Below are 12,330 nucleotides of genomic sequence, written 5' to 3' on the forward strand. Positions count from 1 at the left end.
ATTCAACGTGAAAAAGTCTTTGTCCTGCTTCGTTTTTGATGCTTTCAATCTTGCCATTGTCTGCGTACTTCCTTAAAGTGTTTGGGTGCAATCCCAGTTGTTTAACTGCTTCTCGTAGTGGTACATAAGCCATACCACTATCTGAGCATTTATGAGCGTATATAATCTATTGTTAGTAAATAACTAGTTATTGGCTAACCTCCCCATGAACTGCTAGAGCCTGCTAACCTCATACTGGGAGTTTTAACCTGAATGGGGAATTTATGCACAAAGCACCTACCTCTGATTTAACATCCGCTGGTAATCAGGCTCTGGCTACACAAGACATTAAGTTACTGGTTTTAGATATAGATGGTACGATTTCTGGAGAGTCTAACACCTTAAGTGTACCCGTAAAGCAAGCGATCGCAGCGGTACAAGCCAAAGGAATTCACGTAGCCATCGCCACTGGTCGGATGTATTGTTCAGCTTTACGCTTCCACCAAGAAATTAACTGTCTTCTACCATTGATGGCTTATCAAGGCGCTTGGATTCAGGATCCAGCTAGTCAGAAAATTCATCGCCATTGGTCTGTTTCCAGAGAAATCGCACACCAACTACTAGATTATTTTGAACAACCACAACTGCGATCGCATTTATCTGTCCATTTCTATATTAATGACCAGCTGTACGTGCGAGACTTGAGCCAAGAAACTCAAACCTATGCAAAACGTTCTGGTATTGCGCCAATTCCTGTGGGCGACCTACGCCGAGTTCTGAGCAATGAACCCACCAAAATACTAGCCCTATGCGACGACACAGAGGTAATTAATCAGCTACTAGGTGATTTACGCCGTCAATACACACCTGCTGAACTTTACCTCACAACTTCGATTGCTACCTTCTTTGAAGCAACTAACCCCTTAGTTAATAAGGGAACTGCTGTGCGTTACCTAGCAGAAGAATTACTAGGCTTACAAAGCAACAACGTCATGACTATTGGTGATAACTTTAATGATTTGGAAATGCTGCAATATGCTGGTATCGGTGTAGCTATGGGTAACGCCCCAGCAGGTGTAAAAGCTGTCGCGCAATGGGTAGCCCCTACTGTAGAGGAAGATGGGGTAGTAAGTGCGATCGAGAAATTTTTACTCTCTTAAAACTGCTTAACATCAGAAAAGACACCGACGACTGGCCGTGTTTCGTCTCGGTGCCTTTACTGGTTCGCTCCTCACACATCTGTAAATATAACCGAGGCGACTACATCAGTCAATAGTTTCCAGAAAACTTGCGATTTTTCCCAGTAATTATAAAGATTTGGTAAAGAATATTTTCATCCCAAATAATCATAACTCCAGAGGAGCAAAAACTGCCAGTTTGTCTACAAGTAAACACCTCAACACAGACTGAGTAGCCATAATCAGCCCCACCCTGGCTTGGGCTAATTCTAGTGAAGTAATTTTCACCTCCCCCAAAATCCGACACCTGCACCAGAAAGCCTCAAAAGCTCGACTTAAATCCAAGGCAACTTTTTCCCAGTTCACTGTACTATTACACTCTAAGTTATCTACAGCCTCTACTAACTCAGTAATCAGACGACCCTCTGCTGGGTGAGTGAAGCGGAGTTTTTGCTCATCGTTGAGCCAAGGTATGTTCTCTACCGATACCAAACTAGTAAGGTTGGGCTGATGTGCTTCCTTGAGTTTAATCAATCCTTCATGGTGAGCTAGCCGCACCAATGAGCAGCAACGTGCATGAGCATATTGAATCATAAACAAGCTAGAGGGATTTAACATGGTAATTTTGGCTTTTTCCCTCTCCCCATCTTGACCCACAGTCTTAACTACAAGGTTTTGCAACCAAGCAGCTAAAAATGCATGAGTTAACTCTAAATGAATCCAACCAGGGGGAACCACTTCCACCTGAAAAACACCATCACCCATTGCTGATAAGCGAGAGACAATTCCATTGGCGATGTCCATCGTTTTTTGATGATCAGATTTTGCCAACTGGAGCGCCAAACCTGAAATATATAAAACTCGACTATCATCTGTACCCTTATAGAGAGGAAACTTTCTACTTGCTATAGGGACAAATTCACCACTAAAATTACAAAAACTGAGTACATATAATATGTAACGATATATTAACCCCTTAATTGCTATTTCTTGGCTCACTAGTAAATTTGAACTATATACACTTGTACTCACAGGGTATCCATAACATATTTGTATATTTTCGTCATCTACCTTAAGATATAAATCTGAACTTGATGCAAAAAAATGAGAGTAGCATAAAATTTGATGAATTTTCGATGAACTGTCAGTAAACTTTACTACAATCATTGTACAGTAGGAAGTATAACAAAAGAGTAGAGTGCAAACTAACTGCTTTTCTGCTCTTTGTATGGCTGACGCTGTTAGGCGTTAAGCCTACTCTGCCGACACAAAGACACTCCTTGCACCTTTTTATTACGTCTTTGTATTCAGCCAAACGCTCTTTGTTACCTATGCAATCTCCATCTTCTTTTTCTGAGGCATCACGGCCTTTTTTAACTTGGCAACGGATTCTTGACTGGGCTCAAGAACACTACCGCTGCCGCACCTTTAGCAAGGATGAACGTATTCCAGCCCGACCTGGATTATTGTACTTAGTGCAAAGGGGCGCAATTCGCATGGTGGGAACAGCACAAGTTAGTGCCACCGCCAGTCAGCTCACTTCTCGACGCATTAATAGAACTCCAGAAGAAGCCTTCTTGGGTTTTATCGGCGCGGGACAACCGTTTGAAATTGTGGCTCAGTCACCATTCACCCTCCAAGCATACGCCCATGTTGACCAAACAGCTGTGCTGTGGATGTACTGGCACGATTTAGACAACTGGCCTCACTTCCGCCGTGAAGTCATGGATGCCTTTAGGTATCAGCACCAACGTAAATTACTGTGGCTGAGTGCCTTGGGACAACGCCGCACCATTGACCGACTCTTAGGATTCCTGACACTATTGATTGAGGAATACGGAGAACCGGCTATGAGTGAGACTGACCCCGATGTGATTCGTGGCTATTGTCTGCCCTTCCCCCTCACCCATGCCCAAATTGGTAGCGCCATCGGTTCCACTCGTGTAACTGTGACTCGCTTGATGGGTAAGTTGCGTCAACGCGGCTTAATCCTCACCCAGGGAGATAATCTCATTTGCTTACCAGCAGAGTCGATTAATCGAGCCAACTGAAACGCATTTCACAGCTGATGAACAAAAGCCACAGCAAGTTAGAGTCGGCAATATCTACTTCCTGGGTTTGAGCAATCTGTTTGACAACCACAAACAGATTGTGATCAATTGGGTAATGTGAAAATCAATGTTCTTGGTAATGAGCAATCTATTGCCCTTGCTTCCCAATAGCAAGGGTCAATAGCAGAAATGTATTCTATATTACCTGGGATGTTCAGTTAATTCAGACTGGGCTTGGGTGGTCGTGGCTGTACAAACCACATTAAGACCACTCAACTCGCCTGGGGAAGAATTTCTGCCGTGGAAAACGTTTTCCCCATCTTCTCTGATGGTTCACCGTACCGGTTCAAAGTCATAGCCAGTCCGGGAACGTTTACCGGTAACTACTTTTACTAGTTGCACAGGCGCAGAGCGATCACCTGAAGGTAAAAATCGAATCGCACCAGAAGCCCCAGTAGGAGAAAAATCAGACGCGGTCAGTGCTTGTTGTACCCCCGAACGTGTAGGATTTCTTTCTAATGCGGCAGTCAGGGCTACAGTGGCATCATAAGCCATGGCAGTTCGCCAACTAACATCAGCACCCCACAAATCCCTCGACTTTTGGGCAAAATCTGACTGGCGATCGCCTAAAATATGCCAGGGAACTCCTACCACCATCCCCAAGGCTGCCTCTCCCACCACTTCTAATGTTTTAATACTATAAACATCATCTCCTCCCAGTACATTTAACCGTTTCTGGTTAAGTTGAACCACTTGCAGTGCTTTATCTAAACTTTCAGTGTCAGTTGCTAACATCAACACTTCTGCACCTTCCGCAGTAGCCTGTTGTAGGCTTTTAGCAGCACTAAAATTTCCCTGCGACACGTCAAACTCACCTAATACTCGTCCACCCTCCAACAACACAGATGATACAAACTCCGACTTTAAAGACTGGCTGTAATTACTCCGGGAATTAAAGAAAACCGCCGCTTGTCTTTTCTGCAAGTTTTTGACCATATAATTACCCAAGCTCCTAGCTGCGATAAAATCACTAGGTACTGTGCGAAAAACATAGGGGCTAAAGTTAGAAATTTTCACCGAAGTGCTAATAGGAGTAATAGCTACCAGTTTCCCAGCATCATAAATAGTACCTGCGGCTAAGGTAGTGTCACTGCTATAGGGACCAACTACCCCCAAGACCTCGGGATTTTTGACTAGGCTAGCAGCAATTTGTTGAGCAATCTCAGGATTGTTATCATCATTGGCTATCCCTACCTTTAAAGGTACGCCTTTAATACCCCCGGAGGTATTCACCTCCTTTTGGGCTTGGGCGATACCGCGTAGAATCTCTAGGGAAGCATTGGGATTATTACCTACAGGTACTGAGGCGACAATACTATAGCTTTTAGCAGCACCAATGCGGGCATTATTTAAATAGATCAGTGCCTGGGGGTCATTACGCTTGAGTTTTAAGGATGTTTCTAAACTTGCGATCGCTTGGGTATAATTTCTCTCACTTATTGCTTGTACTCCCGCTTTTTTGTCAGGAGTCACTTCACCAGTATTCAAAATTGTTTCTCCAAAACTAATCCGCTCTGCACCGGATTGATTTTGGGGAAATCTAATTATGTCAAAAAACCACAAAATACCACCTAATAAGCCCAATGTGATCAGCAGGGAAAAAACAAGTAGGGTAGTTTCATTTTTCTGGGACATAATAACAATTGGGGTTGATTGATAAATTTATGCGTCGCGGTGAGTAATGTTGAAAGAAACTAGATGTGTAGGTCAAATTTTAATTTTTGTTAAATATTAAAGATAATATTTGATAAATAATGCGATATATAGATGTAACTGCAATAGCTACTAAACCACCAGCAACCGCTAGCAAGATTATTTGTGAAATGGTAATCCCCCCTTGTAAAAAGGGAACAAAAAGAATCACTGCTAAGGTAATTACCGGAATCAATAATAAATCAAACTTTTCAATCCACCGTCTAGTTTGGGCGAATATTATTATACCTAAAAGCAAAGCACAAATCACCCCAGTGATTATAGCACTGCCCAAGAAACTATTCAGAGCGATCGCTATTAATGCACCCTCAAACCCGCTAAAAGCTGCTCCACCCAATAATTCCCACGTAGAAAAACTGTGCTGAGGTTTTGTTTTCCCAGGTTGAGATTTGGGTGTAACAATTGGGGTAATTGATGGTTGAGAAAGAGCTATAATTACTTCATTGGCCGACTGAAAGCGTTGATTAGCAGCAGGTAAGAGCATTTTATCTAAAATATCAGCCAGGCGAGGACTCACCCTAACTAAAGAGCGCCATTGCCACTGATTAGTATAGGTATCAAACAGTTGATTTGCTTCTTTACCTGTCAGCAAGTTCAGGATAGTGACAGCCAAAGCGTATAAGTCTGTAGACGGGAAGACCTGGTTACCGGCCATTTGCTCAGGTGGTGCAAATCCCATGGAATAAATACCAGTGGAAGCATTAGAGCCTCCCGGAGTATTTGTTACCTGCTTGACAGCCCCAAAATCCAGGAGAAAGAGTTTACCATCACGACGACGCATGATATTAGAGGGTTTAATATCTCTGTGAATGATACTTTTATCATGTACGAACTGTAAAACCTTGAGAATGTCTTGCAGTATTTCTAAAACTTCTGGTTCAGAAAATTTACCCTTCTGATCCAATTCTTCTTCTAAATTTTGTCCATCAATGTATTCTTGTACCAAGTAAAAAAACTGCTCTTGGTGTCCTCCTTGCCAACTATTAACTATTACTGGTAAAAAAGCAAATAAATCAGGTATTTGCTTGTGTTCACTACCTATTTGGGCTAGAACTTCTGCTTCTCTCTCAAATAACTTTTGTGCTTGTTGCAATTGAGTAGGTGATAAACTTCCCGCGGGTTGGAACTGCTTGACTACGCATTGACGCATTCCTGGTATGCGGCGATCTCTTGCTAAAAATGCTGTACCAAATCCCCCTCTTCCCAGTAACTTAACTGGCACATATCGACCATCTAGGAGTAAGGGCATACCGCAGGTAGTACAATATTTTTGTTGCGTTGTTTTCAGGGTGCTAATATCGTCCAAATCCGCAAAATAGTTTTGTGGGCGAGGGCAAGTCGGACGAGTACAATAAACTTTCATTTTACTTTTTGTAATTTATCATTGTCATGCCGTCAATAAATCGATTTACTTGCTCTCAACCATAAATTATAATTTCCCCACCAATAAATTGAGGAAATTACATCCCCAACTGAAAAATACTGATGACAAAAGACTAATAACTAGATTTTAGACTGGTTCAGAAAAGTTAGTATTAACTCCATCCAGTGTATTCACCCCTAACTTTGGTTGTGATATTTTCAACATCTCTTTATTCCATTCTGGAGTAGCAAACTGAGGTAAAATTTCTTGACTAAAGGCTTCTGCAGCCTTGGAACGATAGCGATTAGGATTAAAAATCATCCAGAGTGTTCGCTTGACGACGACACCTTCAATGGAGGTAGATCGTAATACACCCATTTGTAATTCTTTGGCGATGGCTGAGGTGGAGACAAAGGCAGCACCCAGGCCTGACTGCACGGCATTTTTGATGGCTTCTATGGAATTTAGTTCCATTTCAAACTTAAAGCGTCTGGTATCAATATCACACCTTACTAGTACCTGATCAATCACCTTGCGAATAGTTGATTGGGAGTCTAGAGCAATGAATTGTAGTTTATATAGGTCTTCTTTCTGAATTTTTTCCAGTTTAGCAAAGGGATGAAATATCGGTAAAATCAGGGCTAGTTCATCCTCAGCGTAGGGCATAATTACCAAAGATTCTGCTAACTCAGCCGGAACTTCACCACCAATTATCGCCAGATCAATTTGTCCATTAGCGACACTCCAAGCCGTGCGCCGGGTAGAGTGGACATGTAGTTGCACTGACACATCTGGATATTTTTGGCGGAACATACCGATCATTTTTGGTAAAAGATAAGTTCCGGTGGTTTGAGAAGCGCCAACAATTAAAGTACCGCCTTGGAGGTTTTGTAAATCTTCCACAGCGCGGCAAGTTTCTTGACACAAACTTAGGATTTTCTCACCATAACTCAATAGTAGATGTCCAGCTTCGGTTAATTGTGCGCGACGACCTCCACGGTCAAATAAAGGCACATCCAGCTGTCGTTCTAAATTTTGGACTTGTAAACTCACCGCAGGTTGGGAGACGTAAAGACTATCAGCAGCACGCTTAAAGCTCCCTTCTGCGGCGATCGCTTTCAGGATACGTAACTGATCTAAAGTGAAAGGAAGGTCAGACATAAGGCTCAACCCACAATTTTAAAAGGAGCGGCTTGGAGAACAAAGCAAACTGCTACGTAGTTTTTCTGCCCACTAGGGGCGGGATCTGTAGCAGAAATAAATAATTGGTGACAATTGACTAGTGAATCAATTTTTCCAGCTTGTCACCCTCCCTTGTTTTGTTGCATCTTCAAGAAGGCTTGACTCCAAAAAGACAGTACCACAACACCATGAGGAAAGTCTCCTTTGGAAAATTTTGTGGTATTGGTTGTACTGAGTTAAATTTTTGTTAAATTACTTCACCTATGTATACAATGCTAAATTCTTGGCTTACTCCCAGTCATTTTGTCATGTTGGGATTACAATTAGCTTTCGCGATCGCTCACAGTGGGGGAGCAGCTCTGCGTCCTTGGGCAGAAAAACACATCGGACCGAGGCTTTATCGCATTTGTTTTGCATTAGTTAGTTTACCCTTAGCTGTAATCTTAATTATTTACTTTTTCAATCATCGGTATGATGGTTTGCAACTGTGGCTAGTACAGGCAGTACCGGGAGTGAGGCTAGGAGTTTGGGTATTATCAGCGATTTCCTTTTTCTTTTTGTATCCTGCTACCTTCAATTTACTAGAAATCGCCGCCATTCAAAAGCCCCAAGTTCACCTTTACGAGACAGGAATTATTCGTATTACCCGCCATCCCCAGATGGTGGGGCAAATTATCTGGTGTTTAGCCCATACCCTCTGGCTAGGAACTAGCTTTACCTTGGTTACTTCCCTGGGCTTAATCTTGCATCACTTGTTTGGTGTTTGGCATGGCGATCGCCGGCTGGCGGGACGCTATGGTGAAGCCTTTGAAATGGTCAAACAACGGACATCAATTATTCCTTTCCGAGCAATTATTGATGGTCGTCAATCTATCAAATGGCAGGAGTTTATCCGCCCTGCCTACTTAGGAGTAGCAATTTTTATAGGTCTGCTCTCTTGGGCTCACCCCCTGTTACTGGTAGCAACTAGTAGGATAGAATGGTAGTTAAAGACGATCCCCACTATCAAAATAAAATACCAGTCAATGGCAATTTCCGCCGATCAACCGCTGCCAAATCAATGTAGTATGAATTTTAATAGCTTTCAGCAGGGGGATCGCTTCGTCAGTTTGATATTTTCTCTAGGTCTTTGACAAGTTAAATGCTTGTACTAGGGAAGTAATAACACAGCAGTCCAATTTCCTGGGAACAGGAAAGATGGGCAGTGGATAAGTGAAAACAGCGACAGTATCTCTGCCCTGGCTGGTGGTTACATTGTATGTTTTTCCTAAAGCTGCTTGAGGAAATAACTGCGTTGGCAATTCTTGCTCCTGATAGCTAGTTTAATATCAAAACCTTATAATTTTAGAGGCGTCATGGTGTTGTCGGTTAGTGAGCGGACATTTACACAAGAAGTTTTACAATCTCCCATTCCTGTTTTAGTGAATTTTGAAGCACCGTGGTGCAGCTTGTGTCGCCTGATTCACCCTCTGTTGTTGCAATTTAATGCTCAATGTGGTGAGCAAATCAAGTTAGTGGGGGTTAACGCTGATAATAATTTTAAACTGGCTAATACTTATAGACTCAGGACACTGCCAACTTTGCTGTTAGTGGAAAATGGCATAATTCGGCATCGTCTAGAAGGTTTTAGTAGTAAAGAGGATTTACGTCTGGCTTTAGAAGAAATTAAACTCACTTATAATAACCGTTCTAGAACATACCATGCTGTGACCACAGCAGACATGGAATGTCGCTCTGCTTGACGCTCTACCCGGCTAGAAGGCGGGATATTCACCACCAGGTACTCTAGTGCCATTGTTGTTATCTTGGAAAAACAGATCCAACTGAGTTTCCAAGTTCCCAGGCGCACCACGTTTGCTCTCAAGAGCGTGGTGTTGTCTGCTCACAAACCCTGTTGATTCAGGGTTGGGCGTTTGAAACAGTAATAGCTGCTAGGGTTCCGAGAAGTCTTGCGGTACTTTACGAATTTTTTTTTAAATTAACCCATACTGGTTAACTGCTTTCACCTTAATGTTTCTTGCCGCTCATCAACATGACCACAATGGGTACAGATGAATCTTTCATCTGTGGATCAAAATCCTAAAATTAAGAAAAATGGTAATTAGCTAAATTCAACAAATTTTTAGATAGACAAGGTAGAGGATAAATAGATCAGTCATCCAAAGACTCTATGATTGTCGAATAATTTGAGAAACAAGGATATTCCATCGTTAATTGGGACTTTTACGGCAAATATACCCTTTAGGGTACGTCGAATGTCAAAAATCTGTGGATTGTCTGCATTTACGTAGTTTCTGCCAGGCTAATTATCTGCTAACTCCGTAAGTGTTCCTAAAGTTGAAGAAAACAATATTACAATATATCATGTTTTAGATGAGAATATTTACTGTTTGTCAGCTTGATCAGAAGGAGTTGATAGACAAAACACTGTTGTAAAATAGACATAAGTAATGATTTGGGGGGCCATTTACTGGTCAGGAACGCCTATAGAAACTATTTTTGGAAATCTTCAAGGTCTAAAATCCAGTCAGCTGAAACAACTACAGCGACTGTACCACCAGCGCATACCAGGCGATCGCATTACTACGCCTGAATTTTCCCAGCGTCTGGCTGCTATCAGCACAGAAATCAATCAGCCTGTATGTGCTTACCTGAACCGTCGGGGACAAGTGATGCGTGTAGGGGTAGGTACACCCCGTCAAACGCAAATCCCACCGTTAGAATTACCCCGGTACGGTGCAGAGCGTCTGAGCGGTATTCGTTGTATCGCCACAAATCTCAAGGCAGAACCCCCGAATGAGTCGGCTTTGACGGCTATGGCACTGCAACGCTTAGATGCGCTTGTGGTGCTAAATATCACCGGGACAGGATTTACAAAGCGCGGAGGCGGCTCCACTGGGTACGTCAAGGAAAGTTATTTAGCTCATTTAGTATCCAATACTAAACAGCTAGTCTCAACTCAGCCGGGGACAAAGGTAAATTTAGTGGCTCCCGACTCGGGACTTTACTCTAGCGTATCCCCACCTATGAGTTTAGATATGCTGTCAGAGCAGGATTTTATCGACTTAGTGGACAGTGTGGAAGCCGAATTCCAACGGGAATTTGTGGCCACGGAAGTAGCTGCTGACCATGATCGCGTCGTTATAGTTGGTATTATTACTGATAGTGAAAGTAGTCAAAGATTCCAATATACCATAATGGAATTAGCCAGGTTAGTAGATACAGCAGGGGGAGAAGTATTACAGACACTACAACAAAAGCGATCGCGGATTCATCCACAAACAGTAGTGGGTGAGGGAAAAGTAGAAGAAATCGCCCTTACCGCCCAAACCCTGGGAGCTAATCTCATTGTTTTTGACCGTGACCTTTCACCCGCCCAAGTGCGTAACTTGGAAAGGAAAATTGGTGTCCGTGTAGTTGACCGCACAGAGGTAATTTTAGATATCTTTGCCCAACGCGCCCAGTCCCGTGCTGGTAAACTACAAGTCGAACTGGCACAGTTAGGATATATGATGCCTAGACTCAGTGGTAGAGGTCTGGCTATGTCGCGGTTAGGTGGTGGGATTGGCACCCGTGGACCCGGTGAAACTAAACTGGAAACAGAACGCCGCGCTATTCAAAAACGGATTTCTCGACTGCAACAAGAAGTCAACCAGTTACAAGCCCATCGCTCCCGGTTACGCCTAAGACGGCAAAATCAGGAAGTTCCCTCTGTGGCTTTAGTGGGCTATACCAACGCAGGTAAATCCACTTTGCTCAATGCTCTCACCAACGCGGAAGTTTACACCGCTGACCAGTTGTTTGCTACTCTTGACCCCACCACTCGCCGCTTAGTAATTTCCGATGGTGACCGTGGTGGAACTCAAGAGATTCTACTCACAGATACAGTAGGTTTTATACACGAACTCCCTGCTTCTTTAATGGATGCCTTTCGTGCCACCTTAGAGGAAGTCACAGAAGCCGATGCTCTACTGCATTTGGTAGATTTATCTCATCCTGCTTGGTTGAGCCATATTCGCTCAGTTAGGGAAATTTTGGCACAAATGCCAGTTACTCCGGGTCCAGCACTGGTTGTTTTTAACAAAATTGACCAAGCAGATAGCGCCACATTAGCTTTAGCTCGGGAGGAGTTTCCCTTGGCTGTGTTTATTTCCGCCAGTCAGCGATTAGGTTTAGAAACCCTGCGTCAACGTCTGACCCAACTGGTTCAATATGTTGTTGACACTCGGTGACTTGATTAGGGTAAAATCTGTGTCTAGTCGCCGTGATGGCTGCAAGAACCCCCCGGATAGAAGCGGGGGGGGATTAAAGGCATTAAAAAGGCATTAAAATTAAGAAGTATTAAATTTAATTGAGGATTTTATGGTTGCCAACGTTGAAATTTACACTTGGAGCACCTGCCCATTTTGCATACGTGCTAAAAGTTTGTTGACTAAAAAAGGTGTTGATTTTACTGAATATTGCATTGATGGAGATGAAGCTGCACGGTCTCAAATGTCGGTAAGAGCTAAGGGTAGACGCTCAGTACCACAAATTTTTATTAATGATTCCCATGTTGGTGGTTGTGATGATATTCACGCTTTAGAACGTCAAGGTAAGCTGGATGAATTATTAGCTTCCGAAGTATAAAATGAGACAATATTGCCATTAAGAATAGACAATTGTGCGATTCGTTCTTCCTAAATGAGTAGAAATGCTCAGGGACGGAAGGTAAGGCTGGTGAAAACCAGATTCTTATAACTGTGTGTTCATGTAGGTGTGAATCCTACCCCCTAGGTGCAAGGGTGACAGCATCTTCCTTACG

The 12,330-nt window shown here is 42.9% G+C and carries 12 protein-coding genes; 6 read left to right on the forward strand and 6 right to left on the reverse strand.

The window, feature by feature from the left end:
• Nucleotides 1-133: MerR family DNA-binding transcriptional regulator (locus tag PN447_RS15505; protein WP_271763933.1), on the reverse strand; the 133-nt coding region annotated here is incomplete at its 3' end.
• 130 nt (nt 134-263) lie between these two features.
• On the opposite strand from PN447_RS15505, the gene PN447_RS15510 reads away from it, so the two are divergent.
• Nucleotides 264-1,139, forward strand: a complete 876-nt coding sequence (locus PN447_RS15510; protein WP_271763924.1) for a Cof-type HAD-IIB family hydrolase — start codon at nt 264-266, stop codon at nt 1,137-1,139.
• Between the two features lie 186 nt (nt 1,140-1,325).
• Here PN447_RS15510 and PN447_RS15515 read toward each other — a convergent pair whose 3' ends face one another.
• On the reverse strand, nt 1,326-2,156 hold the full coding sequence (locus PN447_RS15515; RefSeq protein ID WP_271763925.1) for a DALR anticodon-binding domain-containing protein: 831 nt from the start codon (nt 2,154-2,156) through the stop codon (nt 1,326-1,328).
• Nucleotides 2,157-2,488: 332 nt separating this feature from the next.
• On the opposite strand from PN447_RS15515, the gene PN447_RS15520 reads away from it, so the two are divergent.
• A complete protein-coding gene (locus tag PN447_RS15520; RefSeq protein WP_200989883.1) occupies nt 2,489-3,208 on the forward strand; it encodes a Crp/Fnr family transcriptional regulator in 720 nt (239 codons plus the stop codon).
• Between the two features lie 333 nt (nt 3,209-3,541).
• Here the strand turns inward: PN447_RS15520 and PN447_RS15525 are convergent, their stop codons facing one another.
• The 3 genes from PN447_RS15525 to PN447_RS15535 all read right to left on the reverse strand — a co-directional run bounded on the left by PN447_RS15525 (nt 3,542) and on the right by PN447_RS15535 (nt 7,505).
• Nucleotides 3,542-4,903, reverse strand: a complete 1,362-nt coding sequence (locus tag PN447_RS15525) for an ABC transporter substrate-binding protein (protein ID WP_271763926.1) — start codon at nt 4,901-4,903, stop codon at nt 3,542-3,544.
• Between the two features lie 79 nt (nt 4,904-4,982).
• Complete coding sequence (locus PN447_RS15530; protein WP_271763927.1) at nt 4,983-6,344, reverse strand: protein kinase domain-containing protein; 1,362 nt, start codon at nt 6,342-6,344, stop codon at nt 4,983-4,985.
• A 147-nt stretch (nt 6,345-6,491) separates the two neighbouring features.
• Entirely contained in the window at nt 6,492-7,505 is a 1,014-nt protein-coding gene (locus PN447_RS15535; RefSeq protein ID WP_271763928.1) for a LysR family transcriptional regulator, read from the reverse strand.
• A 293-nt stretch (nt 7,506-7,798) separates the two neighbouring features.
• Here PN447_RS15535 and PN447_RS15540 point away from each other — a divergent pair, with 293 nt between their 5' ends.
• Nucleotides 7,799-8,512 (forward strand): NnrU family protein, encoded by a 714-nt coding sequence (locus PN447_RS15540; RefSeq protein ID WP_271763929.1) that lies wholly within the window; start codon nt 7,799-7,801, stop codon nt 8,510-8,512.
• A 369-nt stretch (nt 8,513-8,881) separates the two neighbouring features.
• Nucleotides 8,882-9,268 (forward strand): thioredoxin family protein, encoded by a 387-nt coding sequence (locus PN447_RS15545; RefSeq protein ID WP_271734117.1) that lies wholly within the window; start codon nt 8,882-8,884, stop codon nt 9,266-9,268.
• A 12-nt stretch (nt 9,269-9,280) separates the two neighbouring features.
• Here PN447_RS15545 and PN447_RS15550 read toward each other — a convergent pair whose 3' ends face one another.
• Entirely contained in the window at nt 9,281-9,412 is a 132-nt protein-coding gene (locus PN447_RS15550) for a hypothetical protein (protein ID WP_271763930.1), read from the reverse strand.
• Between the two features lie 564 nt (nt 9,413-9,976).
• Here PN447_RS15550 and hflX point away from each other — a divergent pair.
• Together hflX and grxC are read left to right on the forward strand one after the other, a co-directional pair.
• Nucleotides 9,977-11,758, forward strand: coding sequence for a GTPase HflX (gene hflX / locus PN447_RS15555; protein WP_271763931.1), 1,782 nt, complete (start codon nt 9,977-9,979; stop codon nt 11,756-11,758).
• 130 nt (nt 11,759-11,888) lie between these two features.
• The gene (gene grxC, locus PN447_RS15560) at nt 11,889-12,155 is read left to right on the forward strand and encodes a glutaredoxin 3 (RefSeq protein WP_271763932.1); all 267 of its coding nucleotides are present in this window, start codon (nt 11,889-11,891) and stop codon (nt 12,153-12,155) included.
• The last annotated feature ends 175 nt before the right edge of the window (nt 12,156-12,330 follow it).

It is taken from the genome of Anabaena sp. CS-542/02 (assembly GCF_028331085.1).
GTDB lineage: Bacteria > Cyanobacteriota > Cyanobacteriia > Cyanobacteriales > Nostocaceae > Anabaenopsis > Anabaenopsis arnoldii.